Consider the following 16,973-nt stretch of genomic DNA (forward strand, 5'->3'; position numbering starts at 1 on the left):
GAGACATGGACCGCATGGACCACTGTCCAGGGCCAAAAAACGCCGATGCTCGCGAAGCGGCGGATTTCGGTGGGTTGGAGACGTTCATCGTGTGCCATGCGGCTCTTTCAGCACAAGGCGCAAAAGTAGGAAAGGAGTCTCTCGCCGCGAAGGTCAGAGCGGACGCTGCACGGTGAGCGCCGCCCAGTCCCGTTGCGTTCCATCCGCCCCCAGACCGGGATAGATTTCCACTGCGGCGATCTCGAAGCCTACGGCACGATACGTCGCCTTAAGCCAAGGTGCGGCGGGAAAATTGTGCAAGCGGCCCAGCAGATCGCGTCCCTCGCCATCGCCGAGTTTGTAATTGGCGAAATGCCAGCCGCCCGGAACGAGCGCGCGACATATCGCGGCCAATATACCGGGCAGGTCGTCCCGCGCGAGATGGAGCAGGCAGGCATTTGCCCAGACCGCGTCATAGGTTTGATCCGCCTCGAGTTCGTCGAACCGCATGACCCGCGCGCCCACGCCGAACCGCTCATTGGCCTTGTGCACCATGGCTGGCGTGCCGTCGGTCGGGTCCAACGCGAACCCTCGTTCGATCATTCGTGCTGCATCGCGTCCACCGCCGCAGCCAAGCTCGAGGATGCGGCAGCCAGGCGTAAGCCGGTCGAGAAACCCGTCGAGGTGCCGGCTTGGCGCTTGTCCGAAGTTCAGCGTGTAGCGCGGCGCATTGGCCTGGTAATAGGCGATCGTGGCCGGATCGGCGCTCACTCCCCTTTGAGGTGCCGTGCCAGGAATGCCAGCGTTGCCGGCCATATTTCTTGCTGCGCTTTCAACGTGGCATCGTCATACCGGAATTCACCCTCGGTGCGCTGGACACCGTTGCCCGACAACGCATGGCCGGCCTCGGGGTAGATCAGCGCGACCGTTTCGAGGCCGTCCGTTGCGGCACGCCGTTCGGAAATGTTCTGCGCCATCGCTCCCGAACTCCAGACGTCGTCGGCATCGCCGCCTGCTACGAGTACCGGTTCGTCGATATTCTCGACGCGGATGCGTGCTGCCGGAACCCGCTCCGGATTGGCGCGGCGTCCGGCATCCTGCGGCGTGCGCAAACGTACGGTGGCACCGGGAATCGCGTATTTCTTGAACTCTTCCTCCATCCCCAGATAGGGCACGAAGGGCAGCGCCTTTCCTTCCCAGGAAAAGCTGCTGACTTCGCCCGGCGTCGCATTCGGTCCCCAGCCTTCCCAGATCACGTCGCTGGGAACGATCGCGACTACGGCGGCGAAGCCATCGATGCGGCTGGCCCCGGCCAGCACAAATTCAGCGCCCTTGGAAACACCGTAGAGCCCGATGCCATCTTCCTTGATGTCATCCCGCTCCCGTAGCCAGTCGCGTGCGATGGCTAGCTTTTCCAAAGGGATCGAATCGAAACCTGCCGGAAGATCGGACAGTTGGCGGTCGGCGGGTAGATAGCCCGGCGAATAATAGGGCAGGCCAAGCACTGCGTACCCCTGTTCGAGAAACTGGGGCGCGGACCCGCGCGAACCGCGATCGCCACCTTCGCTTCCGCCAAGCAGGATAAGCGCGGGGAAGGGGCCGTCGCCTCCCGGAGTGGCGAAGAAGGCATATGGCAGTTCATCGCCCACCATGACTTCGTTGGGGGCGACCGGCGGGCCGGGGTCCGCCACCGCCGGAGCGCAAAAAGCCAATCCCAGAGCGGCAACGAAAGCCTTGAAATACGCCACGGACATCCTCCCAAGTGTGTTAGGGATGTATGTCAGTTGGGGTGGCTGCAATCAACCCCGACGTTCAGAGCTACGCAGCGGCGTCTGCCGCGGCTGCAACCTCGGCGGCCTCGCGATCCCGCTGGGCACGGCTTTTCTTCTCGGCCGCCGTCTTGAGCTGGCCGCAGGCCGCATCGATGTCGCGTCCGCGTGGCGTGCGAACCGGTGCGCTGATGCCGTGTTCGAAGACGATTTCGGAGAACCGCTTCACCCGTTCCGGCGTCGAGCATTCATAGGGCGCGCCCGGCCAGGGGTTGAACGGGATCAGGTTGACCTTGGCGGGCAACCGGTACTGCTTGAGCAGCCGCACCAGCTCACGGGCATGCTCGTCGGAATCGTTCTTGTCCTTCAGCATGACATATTCGAAAGTGATCCGCCGGGCATTGCTGGCGCCGGGGTAGGCGGCGCATGCTTCCAGCAGTTCCTCGATGCCGTATTTCTTGTTGAGCGGAACGATCTCGTCGCGGATTTCCTTGGTAACCGCATGGAGCGAGACGGCGAGATTGACGCCGATCTCCTCGCCGCAGCGTTCCATCGCCGGAACGACGCCACTGGTCGACAGGGTAATGCGACGCTTCGACAGGGCCAGCCCGTCGCCGTCCATGACCAGCTTCAGCGCACCCTTGACGTTGTCGAAATTGTAGAGCGGTTCGCCCATGCCCATCATGACGATATTGGTCAGCAGGCGGCCGTCGGACGTGTAGTGCGCGCTATCCTCTTCCGCGTCGAGGCCGGCCATGCTGCCCTTCGGCCATTCGCCCAGCGCATCGCGGGCGAGCATGACCTGGCCGACGATTTCGCCCGGCGTGAGGTTGCGCACCAGGCGCATGGTACCGGTATGGCAGAAACGGCAGTTCAGCGTGCAGCCGACCTGGCTGGACACGCACAACGTCCCGCGATCCGCATCGGGGATGAAGACCATCTCGAATTCGTGGCCGTCCGAGGTGCGCAGCAACCATTTGCGCGTGCCATCGGTCGAATGCTGCGCCTCGACCACTTCGGGCCGCCCGACAAAGAAGCGTTCGGCCAGCCAGGGGCGCATGGTCTTGGCGATATCGGTCATCGCCTCGAAATCGGTGACGCCGCGATGGTAGAGCCAATGGAACACCTGCTTGGCGCGCAATTTGGCCTGGCGCGCATCGAGCCCGGCTTCGGCGAAAAGTTCGCGGATGCGGTCCTTGGGGAGACCGATCAGGTCCACGCGACCATCCGCCCGCGGGGTGATGTCGCGCGCGACGGGAACCGGATCCACCTGCCCAGGGATGCTCATGAGTGTCGTATCGGCCATGGGAGCGGCGCATATAGTGCCAAATCGCGCGAAAGCAAAGCACGAGCGTGCCCGTGCGAGCGCGTCTAACCCGGCACTCGGCGGAGCGTTCCCGCCCGACAGCCAATTGTCGCGGATCCCGTCAGGCGACGCATTCCGTCGGTCGGGGACACCCCTTCGTCGCGTAATATGTGTTCAATTTGCCACAATTTTCTGTTGTGTCACGTTAATGAAACTATTCCCGATTCCGCAACGTTCTCGCAATCCACGCAGTAAAAAAGCTGCGGGACACATAAACGGAGTTCGTAAATGAATAAGATTTCCACCTTGCTCGTCGCCGGTTCGCTGGTCGCCTTCTCGGCGCCTGCCATGGCACAGGACAGCGGCAGCAGTTTCGATGGCTTCCGCGTCCAGGGCGTGCTCGGCTATGACGCCTTGCAGGCAGGAAGCAGCGTCGACGACGATAGCGAGATCGACAATGACGAGTCGATCGATGGCGTGGTCTATGGCGTCCAGGCCGGTTACGACATCGATCTTGGCGGTGCCGTCGTAGGCCTCGAAGCCGAACTGACCGATTCGAGTGCCGAAAGCGAATTCGTCGACGGCGATTTCGAAGGCTTCGGATTTGGCCGGGTGGATGCCGGCCGCGACCTGTTCGTCGGCGCGCGCGTCGGTGCCAAGGTTACTCCGGACGTGCTGCTCTATGCCAAGGGCGGTTACACCAATGCCAAGCTCAACATCCTCTCCAACGACGGCACGACCGAGTATAACGAAGACTTCGACCTCGACGGCTGGCGTGCCGGTGCGGGTCTGGAATATGCGCTGAACCCGCGGACCTTCGTGAACCTCGAATATCGTTATTCGAACTACAGCAAGGGCGAAGTCGATTTCGACGGCGACCTGCCCGACAGCGAACGCTTCGGCGTCGATCTCGACCGTCACCAGGTCATGGCAGGCGTCGGCGTGCGCTTCTAAGCGATTGCGCCTGACATGATCGGGGCCGGGCAGCGCAAGGGCGCTTCCCGGCCCCTTTTTTATCGTCGCGAACAGGCGAGAGTTGCCGCGTCCATCGCCGTGGCCGCACCTGCCAGCGAGTAGGAGTTCGAGAAGCGGTTGCCGCGAGTGTCGCTCGCGCGGACGGTCATCCGGCTGGCGGAGCGCATGGCCGCCACGATGGCGGCGTCCATGGTGCGGTCCGCAGCCCAGGCATCGCCGCCGCCGCCCGTCAGCCGGAACGTTTTTCCGCCGATCGAAAGCGAAATGTTCGGTCGCGTCGAAAGCTGCCGCGAGAGGCGAAAGTGCACCTGTCCGCGAAGGTTCTGGCGAGGCCAGGAACCGATCGTGGCGAAGGGTTCGAAATCGCGCCGCATGCTACTGGGTTCGGGGATGGCGATGGCATAGCAACGCGGGACCGAAGGATCGCGGAAGGCACCCCAGTCGGAAAACACGCCGAGACTGTCCTTGGCGGACAGCGGGGCGGCCAGCACAAGAACCAGGAGAGCGGCGAGCTTACGCATAGTCGATTGCCACAATCTCCCATTCCTTCGCACCGCCGGGCAGGCGCACGCTGCGCAAATCCCCGACCGATGCGCCCTTGAGCGCGCGTGCCATGGGGGACGACCAGCCGATCCGGCCGGCGCTTGCGTCCTGTTCGTCGTCCCCCACCAGCGTCACGACCTTTTCGACGTCGTCTTCGTCGGCGAGGGTGACGGTGGCACCGAAGAAGGCGCGCGACTTGTCCGGCTGCTCTGCCGGATCGATCACCCGTGCGGACTTCATCCGGCGCGCGAGATGCGCCAGTTCGCGGTCGATCTCGCGCATCCGCTTGCGGCCATAGAGATAGTCGCCATTCTCGCTGCGATCGCCATTGCCCGCCGCCCAACTGACGATCTCCACGATCTCCGGGCGCTCGGTGCCGAGCAGATGGTCGTAGCGCGCCTTCATCGCGGCAAGGCCCGCGGGCGTGACGGGGTTGGATTTCGGCTGCATGAGGCTGGCGCCTCTAGCGCAAATCAGCGGCGCAGGTAATTGCCGATGTCACGCTCGTAATTGGCCGATTTATCCGGGTGCATGTTGGCATAGCTGACCGCGTTCCCGATCACCCGCATCACATAATACCGAGTCTCGAAATTCGCCGGGATCTGTTCGATCCAGGTCACCCAGTCGACCGCGCCCGTCCGCGGATCGCCATTCGCCGCAAGCCACTGGTTCACGCGTCCGGGACCGGCGTTATAGGCAGCGATCGCCAGCGGATAGGCACCGCCATAGCGGTCCATCAGCCGCGCGAAATGGGCATCGCCGAGGCGGATATTGTAGCTGGGATTTGCGGTGAGATCGGCGGACATATAGCTGACGCCGATCTTGCCCGCTTCTTCCCGCGCCGTGCCGGGCATGAGCTGCATCATGCCGCGCGCGCCGGCGTGGCTCACGCGGTTGCGATCGAATTCGCTTTCCTGCCGCGCGATGGCGTGAACCATGGTCCAGTTGGCACCCGCATGGGTCTGTACGGTAGGATATCCCAGGCGTTCGAAGCCCTGAAGGCCGTGTTCGCCGGCCACGAGACCCGCAACGACCGCCAGCTCATCCATGCCCATGTCGCGCGCCAGCTGGCCGACAAGGGCCATCTCGCCCGGCGTCTCGGCCTTCTGCGCGATCGCTTCAAAAAAGGCGCGTTCGGTCCGCCAGTCGCGCCGGTTGCGGGCAATCGCCCGCAGCGCACCCGTCAGCGGATCGGCCTCGAAAGCCGCTCGCTCGGCGGCATTGGGCGCGGGAACGCTGGCAAAGGTCGGCATCGGTTTGCCGAGTTCGTTCAGGGCCAACTGACCATAATACCAATCGGGATATTCGGCGGCCATTTCCCAATAGCGCTGCGCTCCCGCACGATCGCCGGCGCGTGCTGCGGCGCGGCCCGCCCAGTAGAACCCTTTCGACCGGGTCAGCGGCGTCTTCGCGGCGGTGCCGTAGCGATAGAACAACGGCGCCGCCTGCCTGCCATCGCCCAGCGACCACAGCGCCTTGGTTCCGCCGAGCCACATCAGGTCGGTGTATTTGTCCCGCAGCGTGAAGGAGCCTTCTGAAATGTCGGTCCCCGGGGCGAAGACGTCGTCCACTTTAGAGGCGATGCTCACCGCCTGCGTCGCACCCGCGCTCTTGGCCACGGCCAGCGCTTCGCTGACGAACTGGGTGCCGTCGAAGGCCGGGGCCGAAAATGCGGCCCGGGACGAGAGCAGGTTTACTGCTTCGTAAGGCTGCCCCGAATTGCGATATTGGCGGGTCAGGTTGTAGACATAGCCCGCATCGGTCATCGCCCCTGCCGGAACCGGCAACCCCGCCTGCGACGGGGTGCTGCCCTGCAACATGGCGAGTCTCGCCTGCGCCGTCGGACGATAGGCGGGCGACGTACGAACGATCTGGCGCGAAGCGCCTTCGTAATTGCCCTGCCACAGCAACGCATCCATCCGGGCATCCTGATCTTCGGGCGCGAAACGGTTGCCGAACAGGCCTTGCATATAGAGTTCGGTCGGCCCGCTCATCGTACCGCCGCGCCAGGCTTCCCGTGCGATGTTCTGCGCCTCCGAGCGGTTAAGCGAGGCAAGCGCCAGAGCGTAGCGAGCCTTGCCGCTATTCGTCAGCGGGGGGTGGCGGTCGAAGAAGGCGACGAGGGTCTGCGGCGAGGGCGCTTCCCGATCGAGCGCAGCTTCCGCCCGCCGCTGGAGCAGTTCGCGCTTGGGAAAATCCGGGTAGCTGGTCAGGAACCCTGCATAGGAAGAGAACGGCAGGCTTTCCTGGCTCGTCAGATATTCCCACTGACCCACGGCCTGGTCGATCTGACCCGGCTGCTGTGCGACGAGGCTGGTGCGCGAGCCATCCTGTGCGTTCGAAACTGCTGGGAAGGCCAGTGCGCTACCGGCCACAAATGCGAGTGTGAAAGCTGTTTTTCTGCCCATGCTGGACATAGTGCCCGGCCCCTCCTTATCAGGCGCTTAACGAATTTCGGCACGACCCGTCGAAAATCGCCTTGTTTCATAGCTCTAACCCAGGACGCACGTAAATGTTTTCAGGATCGATTCCGGCTCTGGCGACTCCTTTTCGCGACGGATCGTTCGACGAAGTCGCTTTTCGCAAGCTGGTGGATTGGCAGATCGAAAACGGCAGCAAAGGCCTGGTGCCGTGCGGCACGACGGGCGAGGCCTCGACTCTGTCCAATGCCGAACACCACCGCGTGATCGAAGTCTGCATAGAACAGGCCGCCGGCCGTGTGCCGGTGATTGCGGGCTGCGGTTCCAACGACACCCGCAACGCGTTGCTGCACATGCAGTTCTCGAAGAAGGCAGGCGCTGCCGCCGGGCTGTGCGTCGCACCCTATTACAACCGGCCGAGCCAGGCTGGGCTTATCGCACATTTCAGCTTTTTGGCCGAGAACAGCGATCTGCCGATCGTGCTGTACAACGTGCCCGGCCGCACGGTTACCGATATCGAAGACGAGACGGTCGTCGAACTGGTGCGCAAATATCCGGAAAGGATCGTCGCCATCAAGGATGCCAGCGGCGATCTGTCGCGCGTCGCCGATCACCGCATGGGTATCGGGCGCGACTTCTGCCAGCTTTCGGGCAATGACGAATTGTGGCTGCCGCATTCGGCGGCTGGAGGTGCGGGATGCATTTCCGTCACCGCCAACGTCGCTCCCGCGCTCTGCGCCGAATTCCACGAGGCGATTGCGGCCAACGACCTCGTGAAGGCGCGCGAGCTCAACGATCGCCTGTTCCCGCTACATTATGCCATGTTTTCCGATGCCAGCCCAGCGCCCGCCAAATACGCCTTGAGCCGCGTCCACGACTGGTTCTCGCCCGACGTTCGCCTGCCACTGTGCAATGCGAGCGAGGCGAGCCGCAAGGCGGTCGACGAAGCGCTCGCGCATGCGGGCCTGGTCTGAGCTAGATCACTTCGTCTTCATCTAGCAGCGGCGCCGGCGGGAAGGGTGGGGCGCTGACTGCAAGCGCCGCCACGATGCTGTCGGTATGCTCGCCCGCGTGATCGAGCGTGTCGACTTCAGCGATGTGGAACAGCGCGTCGCCCTGATTGACGATCGGCAGCGTGGCGTGGCCGACGATCACTCCGTCGATCGGGCTGACAAGATCTTCCCGTTCCTCGCCGAACAGTCCGCCGACTTGTGCGAGCAGATCGCCCTGGCGCACGACATCGCCCGATTTGCGGATGCGGCGCGACACGCCGCCGCGCGGGGCACGTACCCAGCTCGACCGGTTCGAACGCAGCGGGACTTCGACCTGCTCCGGTCCATCGTCGGTTGCGATCATTCCGATATGCGCGAGCACGCGCACCACGCCGGCAACGCCTACGCCGATTGAAAAGCGGTCGAACCGCAGCGCTTCGCCGGCTTCCAGCAGTAGTATCGGCGTATCGCGATCGGCTGCCAGCGCGCGCATCGACCCGGGACGAAGCGGGCTTTCTATGATGATGGGAGCCCCGAAGGCCATCGCCAGTTCGGACAGATAGGGGCTGCCCGATGCGATGCGGATCTGCGGCAGGTTGTAGCGATGGACCGCTGCGGAATGGATGTCGATCCCCAGAGAACAACGGTCGATCACATGAGTGAGGAAGCAATGCGCCAGTTGCGCGGCCAGGCTGCCGTGCTCGTAACCGGGGAAGCTGCGATTCAGATCGCGGCGGTCGGGCAGGTAGCGGCTATGCGCCACGAACCCATAGATGTTCACCGCAGGCGCGAAGATGATCGTGCCCGAAAGCGTTTCGGGAGACAGGCGCTCGAGCAGCCGCTGGATGACCGCTGCTCCCACGATCTCGTCGCCATGGACCGCGCCGCTGACGAAGATGCAGGGGCCGGGCCGTGCGCCATGCAAAATTCGCAGCGCGAGAGCCGAGTTGAGACCCGTGACCTGCTGGCTCACCGGAATTGCCACGGTGGCCGACATGCCCGGTGCGATGGTCGTGTCATGAATTGTGAAGGGCTCGGCAATGCTGTCGGTCGTCATGCCCGGTTCTCGCCACGGCAAGGGGCGGCTTGGCAAGAGAAATCGCGCCTCCCCTTTCCAAGCGCCGCCGGCTCGCCTACATGCGCCCGCCTTATGGCCCGTCCGAAGCCCGCCACTTTCGACAAGCAGAAGACCGTCGCCGACAACCGGCGCGTGCGGTTCGACTATCACGTCGAGGATACGTTCGAAGCCGGGCTGGCGCTGCAGGGGACCGAGGTCAAGGCGCTGCGCGCGGGCGAGGCGAGCATCAAGGAAAGCTATGCCGAAGTGCGCGATGGGCAGGTCTGGCTGATCAATGCGAACATCCCCGAGTATTCGCACGGCAACCGGCTGAATCACGAGCCCCGTCGGCCGCGCAAGCTGTTGCTGCATGCGCGCGAGATCGAGAAGCTGTTCGGTGCGGTCGAACGCAAGGGCATGACCCTTGTCCCGCTATCCATCTATTTCAATTCCACGGGCCGAGCGAAGGTCGAGCTCGCGCTGGCCAAGGGCAAGCAGGCGCACGACAAACGCGCGAGTATCAAGGATCGGGACTGGCAGCGCGACAAGGCCCGGCTGATGCGCGAACGCGGGTGATCCCGCCGCCTCGGCCCTTACAAAACGTGCGGGCGCTAACCACATCGACAGCCATGCCGCATTCGTCGCAATTCGCTTCGCGCGCCCCCTTGAACTCGCCATTGAGGCGGCGCATGGCGGGGTCGTGTCGATGAGTGAGCGCAGATCGAAAACCTTTCTGGCGGACTGGTTCCGCCAGCACATGCCCACGCGCGAGCAAATGGCCGAGAACAAGTATTTGCGGCCCATTGCACACCGATTTCTGACCCCCGAGTTGTGGCGTTTCACCCGGCGCAGCGTGCCGCGCGGAGTTGCCTTGGGAATCTTTGCCGGATTTATCATTCCGGTCGGTCAGATATTCCTTGCCGCGTTCATGGCGCTTCCGGCCCGGGCGAATGTGCCGTTGTCCGCGCTGGTGACGTTCATCACCAATCCGCTGACCTTTCCCTTCTGGGCCGTGGTCGCCAACAAGCTGGGCGCATTCATTCTCAAGGTCGATCTGGCGGCGACCGGCGGAGTGGCGCAGGACGAAATCACCAGCGGCCGCTGGGCCTGGTTCCTCAATCTGTTCGAAGGCGTCGGAGTAACCGTTCTGGTGACCATATTCGGATTCATCGTCCTGGCGGTCGTCGGCGCGACGGTTGGGTATCTTCTGGCCGGCATCGCCTGGCGTTTCATCGTGGCACGCAAGCGTCGGCGCCGCCTGCGTGCAATGGCCCGCCGCCTTGACGAACGTATCGGGAAAGATACCGAGGCATGATTGTGCCGGACGATAACCCCGTAAACCGCCTGCCACCCGCCCCGCTGATGCTGGGGGTGACTGCCGCCTGCATCATTTCCATCGCGCTGGTGTGGCTGGTCGGTCAGCAGACCATGGTGGCGCTGGCCTATGGCGGATCGCTCGTCGCGGTTCTCTTGATGCTGCTGTTGGCGGCCCGTCTCAAGACCGCACCTGCCGAGCAGGAAGTACTTCAACCCGACTGGTCGGTGACCAGCGCGGCAATCGAAGATCGTCGCCGGGCGGTGGCGATTATCGATCGTGCGAACCGGCTTGTCTGCGCAAATTCGACCTATGAGCACTGGTTCAACGGCGTCTCTGCTCCCTACGAACTGGCATTCCAGCCGGCCTCGCGCGACGCCGTGCAGGCTGCCGCCCGTACGGCATGGCGGGATGGGACGGCAGAGGTCGAGGAAATCCAGCTCGCCGGTATCGATGCCCGTTACCGCTTGCGGATCGATCGTAGCGGAAGGGGAGAGGCCTATCTGGTCTGGCGGTTCGACGAGATTCGCCAGCAGCGCAGCTATGACGGCCTGTCCGAACGGATCGCTGGAGCATTGGGCGAGGTCATGTCGCGCGCCGGAGTCGAAGTGGCCCTGGTAGCTCCCGATGGCATCGTGCAGACGACGACGCCCGGATTGGCGGAGCGGGCAACCGGCAGTCGTGACAACGCGCTCGGCGGTCTCGAATTCGTGCAATTGCTGCGCTCGGACGATCGCGATCGCATTTTCTTCGCGCGCGAGGGACAGCAAGGCTCGCCGCAAACGCTGGTGCACGTCCCCCTCGATATGCCGAACAGCACAAAGATGAGCGATGCCGATCAGGCGCCATCGCTGATGCTGCTGGTCGACAGTACCGTGGGCATCGGCGGAGGGTGGGAGAGCAGTGGCAAGGCGGCGGTCCCACAATTGGAGGCGTTGCTGTCGGCTCTTCCGCTGGGGCTTGCCCTGACCGATCGCGACGGCCGGTTTCTTTTCGCCAACAAGGCATTCCTGCGCGCGGTCGAGCGCGAGACTGCGGGTTTGCCGCAGTTCCCCTCGGACCTGGTGGTGCGCGAAGACAAGGCCGCCATTGCCGATACGGTCCGGCGCTTCGCCAAGGGGGCGACCGCGAGCGGGGACATGGCGGTACGGCTCGCCAACAACAAAGAGGAACCGGTCTCGATCGGCCTTGCCGGGGTGCGGGGGCTGGGCGATGCGGCGGTGTTGCTGTCGATTTCGGATTCCTCCGAAGAAAAACGCCTGCGCCGCCAGGTGGCCCAGGCCACCAAGATGCAGGCGGTCGGGCAGCTCGCGGGCGGTGTCGCACACGACTTCAACAATGTGCTGACGGCGATCATCGGTTACTGCGATCTGATGCTGCTGCGCCATACCCCGGGCGATAGCGATTATGACGATATTCAGCAGATCAAGGCGAATTCGAACCGGGCCGCCAGTCTGACGCGCCAGCTGCTTGCGTTCAGCCGCCAGCAGACGCTGCGCCCCGTCGTCCTCCAATTGCCCGACGTCGTCAGCGAAGTGAGCCAGCTATTGAAGCGCCTGATGGGCGAGAAGATCGAATTCTCGGTCCGTCACGACCGCGAACTGGGCTCGGTGCGGGCCGACCCGCAGCAGCTCGAGCAAGTCATCATCAATCTCGCCGTCAATGCGCGCGATGCCATGCAGACTCACGCAACGAAGCGGGGCAAGCCGGACTGGAAAGGCCGTCTGACGCTTGCGACGCGTCGCGTGTCCGCGCGCGATGTGCGCAAGATGGGCATCGATATCATGCCGGCCGACGACTACACGGTCCTCATCGTCCAGGACACTGGCGGGGGGATCCCGGAAGAGCATCTCAACAAGATATTCGAGCCTTTCTTCACCACCAAGGAACAGGGCAAGGGCACCGGTCTCGGCCTGTCGACCGTCTACGGCATCGTCAAGCAGTCGAACGGCTTTATTTTCGCCGACAATGTCCAGGGGCCGGACGGCGCCCCGATCGGCGCGCGCTTCACCGTCTATCTGCCGGTACACAAGGGTGAACTCCCGGCCATCATGCGCGCCGAAGAGCCGGAGGAGCCGAAGGCGACCGAATGGTCCGCCGGAGGCAAGCTGTTGCTGGTCGAGGACGAGGACATGGTACGCGCCGTCGCCGAACGGGCGCTGGTGCGCGCGGGCTACACCATCACCACCGCTGCCAACGGAGAGGAAGGGCTGGCAGCGATCGCCAATGGCGATATCGAATTCGACCTGATCGTTTCCGATGTCGTTATGCCGGCGATGGATGGACCTGCCATGGCCCGCGCCATCCGCGGCGTGAAAGCGGATATTCCGATCCTTTTCATGTCCGGCTATGCAGAGGAACAGCTGCGCAACGAAATCGACATCGACAATATGCACTTCATACCCAAGCCCTTCAGCGTACAGCAGATCAACGCCAAGGTAGCCGAGGTACTGAGCGAGCAGCGCAAATAGGGTGAAGACCGCCGCGAACTGCTGTCAGGAACAAAACCGGAAAATAATTTTCGTTCCACTCTTGTTCTTTGAGAACAAAGCCGATACATCACTTCTCAGTTGAAGAGTCGATACCGGCTCTGGCCAAGCGCAGGAGGTAATGTCATGGCGGCAAGTCTGAAGCTCGTAGAGGACGGAAAAGTGGACGCAGACCGCCAGAAGGCATTGGACGCCGCGCTCGCGCAGATCGATCGCGCATTCGGCAAGGGTTCGGCGATGAAGCTGGGCCAGAAGGAAACGATGCAGGTGGAAGCGATTTCCACCGGCTCGCTCGGCCTCGATATCGCATTGGGTGTAGGTGGCCTGCCGAAGGGCCGGGTGATCGAGGTCTATGGGCCGGAAAGCTCGGGCAAAACCACCTTGGCACTTCATGTGATCGCCGAAGCACAGAAGGCTGGCGGTACTGCCGCTTTCGTGGATGCCGAACATGCGCTCGATCCGGTCTATGCCCGCAAGCTGGGCGTCGATATCGACGAACTTATCGTCTCGCAGCCCGATACGGGCGAACAGGCGCTCGAGATTACCGACACGCTGGTTCGGTCCAATGCGATCGATGTGCTGGTAGTCGATTCGGTTGCCGCGCTTGTCCCTCGCGCCGAAATCGAAGGTGAGATGGGCGATAGTCACGTCGGCTTGCAGGCCCGCCTGATGAGCCAGTCCCTGCGCAAGCTGACGGGTTCGATCAACCGTTCGAAATGTATGGTGATCTTCATCAACCAGCTGCGCATGAAGATCGGCGTGATGTACGGAAACCCGGAAACCACGACGGGCGGCAACGCGCTCAAGTTCTACGCGTCCGTCCGTCTCGACATTCGCCGTACGGGCCAGATCAAGGATCGCGACGATATCATCGGCAACTCGACCCGGGTGAAGGTCGTCAAGAACAAGGTCGCGCCGCCGTTCAAGCAGGTCGAATTCGACATCATGTATGGCGAAGGGATTTCGAAGATCGGCGAGATTCTCGACCTCGGCGTCAAAGCCGGCGTAGTCGAAAAGTCGGGCAGCTGGTTCAGCTACGACAGCGTCCGCATCGGTCAGGGGCGCGAAAACGCCAAGACCTTCCTCAAGGAAAACCCCGAAATGTGTGCCAAGTTGGAAGCCGCGATCCGCGGCCGCACCGACGAGGTCGCCGAAGAGATGATGACCGGCCCGGACGCGGACGAGGACTGAGTTCTCTTCAAGCGGGAGCGCGCCGGTCCAAACCTCCCCCGGACCCGCGCAATAGCCGGACTGTCCCCCGGCGCTCCCGAAAAAACGGAAAGCCGGTGCGCGCCGTTTTCTGGCCGCACCGGCTTTTCCGTGTTCGGGTTGGCACCCCTGTCGCGCTGCGCCTAGTGTGCCCGCGAATCGCCAGACAGGAGGGCTGCGTGACAATAATCGTCCATCATCTCAACAATAGCCGTTCGCAACGGATCCTGTGGCTGCTCGAGGAACTGGGTGTCGATTACGAGATCGCGCACTACCAGCGCGATGCGGACACCAATCTCGCTCCGCCCGAACTCAAACAGGCACATCCGCTCGGCAAGTCGCCGCTGATCGAGGATGATGGCCTGCGGATCGCGGAAAGCGGTGCGATCATCCAGTATCTGTGCGAGCGCCATGGCGGCGAGGCCTGGCTCCCGGCGTCCGATACGCAAGAACATGTCCGCAACCTCGAATGGATGCAGTTCGGAGAAAGCAGCTTCTTCGTGCCGGTCATGCTCAAGCTCTACACTGCCCGCCTGGGCGACGCTGCGGCTGCTCTCGCGCCGCGAATCGACGAACAGTTGGCGGCGCATGTGAAGTTCGCCGAGGATGAAATCTCCGACGATCTCCACTTTGTCGGCAGCGAATGGACGACGGCCGACGTGATGATGAGTTTCCCGGCGGAAATTGCCGTAATGCAGGGCTATGCGGGAACGGCACCGAAGCTTGCCCGCTTCGTCGAGGCGATCCATGCGCGCCCCGCGTGGCAGCGTGCGCGTGAGCGAGGCGGACCCTATTTCGGTTGGTAGGCTACCCCGTTTGGCGGACTTGCAAATGGTCCGGCGACCACACAGAAGCGCGCGTGCAGCCTGCGGGCAAAGTGACCGGACGGGAAATCAGATGAGAACAGTTGTCTTTGGCCTCGGTTATGCGGGCCCTTCCAACGCGACAATACGCGCGCCACACAATGCACTTGCCGAATGCGATCTGTTCGGAGCCGATCGATGAGCGAGACACGGACGGCGCTGGTTACCGGTTCGGCAGGCTTCATCGGTTATTACACCTGTCGCCGCCTGCTGGCCGACGGATTTCGAGTGATCGGCGTGGATTCCCTGTCGGACTATTACGATCCGGAGCTGAAGCGCCGACGGCAGGCCACCCTGCTACAGAATGCCGGCTTCGCTGCGATCAACGATCCAATCGAAACCCCGGAACTGCTCGCAAATCTCTTTGCCGAATACCGGCCCGATGTGGTCATCCACCTGGCCGCTCAGGCCGGGGTGCGTTACTCGATCGATAACCCGCGCAGCTATCTCGAGAGCAATCTGGTCGGCACCTTCGAACTTCTGGAAGCGGCGAGAGCGCACCCGCCGCAGCACATGCTGCTCGCTTCGACCTCGTCGGCCTACGGTGCCAATACCGAAATGCCCTATCGCGAGACGATGAAGACGGATCACCAGATGTCGTTCTATGCGGCGACGAAAAAAGCGACCGAGGCGATGGCGCATTCCTACGCGCACCTCTTCGATCTGCCGGTGACCATGTTCCGTTTCTTCACCGTCTACGGGCCGTGGGGCCGCCCGGACATGGCGCTGTTCAAGTTTACCCGCGCGATGCTCGCCGGCGAGCCGATCGACGTTTACAATCACGGCGAAATGATGCGCGACTTCACTTATGTCGAGGATCTCGTCGAGGCGATCCGTCGTCTGGTCGATACACCGCCCGTACGACCCGACAGTCCGGATGAGATCGCCGAAGTGGACAGTCTTTCGCCGGTAGCGCCCTGGCGGATTGTCAATATCGGCAATTCTCAGCCGGTGCAGCTCGGCGACATGATCGCCGCCATCGAAAGCGCGCTGGGGATCGCGGCAAAGCGCAATCTGATGCCGATGCAACCGGGTGACGTGCCCGCAACTTGGGCCGATGCCGAATTGTTGCGTTCGCTGACCGGCTATGTGCCCCAGACGGATATCGGGGAGGGCATTCGGCGCTTCGTCGACTGGTATCGCGATTACTATCAGGTCTGATGGAATGACCGATCGGACGGAGTGGACTGGCAAGGTCGGCAATGTCTGGGCCGATGAATGGCAGCGGACCGATCGCAGTTTCGGGCAGTTGACGGACCGTTTGCTCGAAATTGCGCAGAACGAAGAATTTACCAGGGCGGTCGATATCGGCTGCGGGGCCGGCGAGGTGACCTTGCGACTTGCGCAGGCCAACGAGTCGGCGGAGATTGTCGGGCTCGATATCTCCGAAGATCTCGTTTCCATTGCGCGGGAGCGGACGTCTTCCCAGCCCAATGTTCGTATCGAGCTGGGCGATGCCGCACATTGGCGTGCTGCCGACCGGGAGCGTCCGGATTGCATCGTCTCGCGTCATGGCGTGATGTTCTTCGATGACCCGGTGGCCGCATTTGCGCATGTTCTGAGCGAAGTCGCTCCGGGAGCACGAATGACCTTTTCGTGCTTTCGCGATCGCGCGGACAATGTGTGGGTGAAGGAACTTGCGGGAGCTTTGCCGCCCACCAGCGAGCCGCCAGCCGACCCCGAAGCGCCCGGTCCCTTCGCTTTCGGCAAGCGCGAACGGGTCGTGCGGATCCTCGGCGATGCCGGGTGGAGCGATATCGACTTCGACGCGATCGACTACTCGATGATCGCGGGTCGTGGCAGCGATGCGGTCGACGACGCTCTGTCCTACTTCCTGCGCATCGGTCCGGCCGCGCGTGCCGTCGCATCGTTGGAGGGCGCGGAGCGCAGGGCCGCGATCGCGAGCTTGCGAACTATGCTGGAGCGATTCTGCAAGGACGAGGCCGTCGCACTGCCTGCCGCCTGCTGGATCGTCACCGCCCGCGCCCCCGCCTGATCGCCATTCCTGCACAGTCTGGCCGGGCATTCGCGCTTGTCGCTGGCCCCCCGATTGCCT

At 63.1% G+C, this 16,973-nt stretch carries 16 protein-coding genes; 9 read left to right on the plus strand and 7 right to left on the minus strand.

All coding sequences use genetic code 11. The features are described from left to right. Positions 1–153: 153 nt before the first annotated feature. The 3 genes from K3174_RS00080 to rlmN form a co-directional block, all read right to left on the minus strand. Positions 154–750, minus strand: a complete 597-nt coding sequence (locus tag K3174_RS00080; protein ID WP_221554809.1) for a class I SAM-dependent DNA methyltransferase — start codon at positions 748–750, stop codon at positions 154–156. After that, positions 747–1,727 carry an acyl-CoA thioester hydrolase/BAAT C-terminal domain-containing protein gene (locus tag K3174_RS00085; protein WP_345719546.1) on the minus strand — a complete coding sequence of 327 codons (981 nt, stop codon included), beginning with the start codon at positions 1,725–1,727 and terminating at the stop codon, positions 747–749. Before K3174_RS00085 ends, K3174_RS00080 begins: the two co-directional genes overlap by 4 nt. 70 nt (positions 1,728–1,797) lie before the next feature. Next, positions 1,798–3,054: a dual-specificity RNA methyltransferase RlmN gene (gene rlmN / locus K3174_RS00090; RefSeq protein ID WP_221554811.1), complete on the minus strand. Its 1,257-nt coding sequence runs from the start codon at positions 3,052–3,054 to the stop codon at positions 1,798–1,800. A gap of 288 nt (positions 3,055–3,342) precedes the next feature. Between rlmN and K3174_RS00095 the strand changes: the two genes are divergently transcribed. Continuing rightward, positions 3,343–4,008, plus strand: coding sequence for an outer membrane protein (locus K3174_RS00095; RefSeq protein ID WP_221554812.1), 666 nt, complete (start codon positions 3,343–3,345; stop codon positions 4,006–4,008). Between the two features lie 59 nt (positions 4,009–4,067). Here K3174_RS00095 and K3174_RS00100 read toward each other — a convergent pair whose 3' ends face one another. From K3174_RS00100 to K3174_RS00110, 3 genes are read right to left on the minus strand one after another with little or no spacing between them, the layout of a single operon-like run. After that, the gene (locus K3174_RS00100) at positions 4,068–4,550 is read right to left on the minus strand and encodes an invasion associated locus B family protein (protein ID WP_221554813.1); all 483 of its coding nucleotides are present in this window, start codon (positions 4,548–4,550) and stop codon (positions 4,068–4,070) included. Beyond that, positions 4,543–5,022 carry a GreA/GreB family elongation factor gene (locus tag K3174_RS00105; protein WP_221554814.1) on the minus strand — a complete coding sequence of 160 codons (480 nt, stop codon included), beginning with the start codon at positions 5,020–5,022 and terminating at the stop codon, positions 4,543–4,545. Before K3174_RS00105 ends, K3174_RS00100 begins: the two co-directional genes overlap by 8 nt. Positions 5,023–5,045: 23 nt before the next feature. Then, positions 5,046–6,947 (minus strand): lytic transglycosylase domain-containing protein, encoded by a 1,902-nt coding sequence (locus K3174_RS00110; RefSeq protein WP_345719547.1) that lies wholly within the window; start codon positions 6,945–6,947, stop codon positions 5,046–5,048. A 137-nt stretch (positions 6,948–7,084) separates the two neighbouring features. Here K3174_RS00110 and dapA point away from each other — a divergent pair, with 137 nt between their 5' ends. After that, positions 7,085–7,966 (plus strand): 4-hydroxy-tetrahydrodipicolinate synthase, encoded by an 882-nt coding sequence (gene dapA, locus K3174_RS00115; protein ID WP_221554816.1) that lies wholly within the window; start codon positions 7,085–7,087, stop codon positions 7,964–7,966. A gap of 1 nt (position 7,967) precedes the next feature. Here dapA and K3174_RS00120 read toward each other — a convergent pair whose 3' ends face one another. Beyond that, positions 7,968–9,041 (minus strand): succinylglutamate desuccinylase/aspartoacylase family protein, encoded by a 1,074-nt coding sequence (locus K3174_RS00120; protein WP_221554817.1) that lies wholly within the window; start codon positions 9,039–9,041, stop codon positions 7,968–7,970. A gap of 93 nt (positions 9,042–9,134) precedes the next feature. Between K3174_RS00120 and smpB the strand changes: the two genes are divergently transcribed. From smpB to K3174_RS00155, 7 genes are all read left to right on the plus strand, one after another. Further along, complete coding sequence (gene smpB, locus K3174_RS00125; protein ID WP_221554818.1) at positions 9,135–9,617, plus strand: SsrA-binding protein SmpB; 483 nt, start codon at positions 9,135–9,137, stop codon at positions 9,615–9,617. Positions 9,618–9,747: 130 nt separating this feature from the next. After that, a complete protein-coding gene (locus K3174_RS00130; RefSeq protein WP_221554819.1) occupies positions 9,748–10,356 on the plus strand; it encodes a DUF2062 domain-containing protein in 609 nt (202 codons plus the stop codon). Further along, complete coding sequence (locus tag K3174_RS00135; RefSeq protein WP_221554820.1) at positions 10,353–12,827, plus strand: hybrid sensor histidine kinase/response regulator; 2,475 nt, start codon at positions 10,353–10,355, stop codon at positions 12,825–12,827. Before K3174_RS00130 ends, K3174_RS00135 begins: the two co-directional genes overlap by 4 nt. A gap of 144 nt (positions 12,828–12,971) precedes the next feature. After that, on the plus strand, positions 12,972–14,036 hold the full coding sequence (recA, locus tag K3174_RS00140) for a recombinase RecA (RefSeq protein WP_221554821.1): 1,065 nt from the start codon (positions 12,972–12,974) through the stop codon (positions 14,034–14,036). 197 nt (positions 14,037–14,233) lie between these two features. After that, entirely contained in the window at positions 14,234–14,860 is a 627-nt protein-coding gene (locus K3174_RS00145) for a glutathione S-transferase family protein (RefSeq protein ID WP_221554822.1), read from the plus strand. 195 nt (positions 14,861–15,055) lie between these two features. Continuing rightward, entirely contained in the window at positions 15,056–16,078 is a 1,023-nt protein-coding gene (locus K3174_RS00150; protein ID WP_221554823.1) for an NAD-dependent epimerase/dehydratase family protein, read from the plus strand. Between the two features lie 4 nt (positions 16,079–16,082). Beyond that, positions 16,083–16,913, plus strand: a complete 831-nt coding sequence (locus tag K3174_RS00155) for a class I SAM-dependent methyltransferase (protein ID WP_221554824.1) — start codon at positions 16,083–16,085, stop codon at positions 16,911–16,913. Positions 16,914–16,973: the final 60 nt, after the last annotated feature.

The sequence above is a fragment of the Qipengyuania qiaonensis genome, from assembly GCF_019711515.1.
In the GTDB taxonomy this organism is placed as follows: Bacteria; Pseudomonadota; Alphaproteobacteria; order Sphingomonadales; family Sphingomonadaceae; genus Qipengyuania; species Qipengyuania qiaonensis.

Bases quoted from the DNA above. Each gene is read 5' to 3' on its own strand.
- rlmN (WP_221554811.1), bottom strand. From the start codon at position 3,054: ATGGCCGATACGACACTCATGAGCATCCCTGGGCAGGTGGATCCGGTT.
- K3174_RS00095 (WP_221554812.1), top strand. From the start codon at position 3,343: ATGAATAAGATTTCCACCTTGCTCGTCGCCGGTTCGCTGGTCGCCTTC.
- K3174_RS00100 (WP_221554813.1), bottom strand. From the start codon at position 4,550: ATGCGTAAGCTCGCCGCTCTCCTGGTTCTTGTGCTGGCCGCCCCGCTG.
- K3174_RS00105 (WP_221554814.1), bottom strand. From the start codon at position 5,022: ATGCAGCCGAAATCCAACCCCGTCACGCCCGCGGGCCTTGCCGCGATG.
- dapA (WP_221554816.1), top strand. From the start codon at position 7,085: ATGTTTTCAGGATCGATTCCGGCTCTGGCGACTCCTTTTCGCGACGGA.
- K3174_RS00120 (WP_221554817.1), bottom strand. From the start codon at position 9,041: ATGACGACCGACAGCATTGCCGAGCCCTTCACAATTCATGACACGACC.
- smpB (WP_221554818.1), top strand. From the start codon at position 9,135: ATGGCCCGTCCGAAGCCCGCCACTTTCGACAAGCAGAAGACCGTCGCC.
- K3174_RS00130 (WP_221554819.1), top strand. From the start codon at position 9,748: ATGAGTGAGCGCAGATCGAAAACCTTTCTGGCGGACTGGTTCCGCCAG.
- K3174_RS00135 (WP_221554820.1), top strand. From the start codon at position 10,353: ATGATTGTGCCGGACGATAACCCCGTAAACCGCCTGCCACCCGCCCCG.
- recA (WP_221554821.1), top strand. From the start codon at position 12,972: ATGGCGGCAAGTCTGAAGCTCGTAGAGGACGGAAAAGTGGACGCAGAC.
- K3174_RS00150 (WP_221554823.1), top strand. From the start codon at position 15,056: ATGAGCGAGACACGGACGGCGCTGGTTACCGGTTCGGCAGGCTTCATC.
- K3174_RS00155 (WP_221554824.1), top strand. From the start codon at position 16,083: ATGACCGATCGGACGGAGTGGACTGGCAAGGTCGGCAATGTCTGGGCC.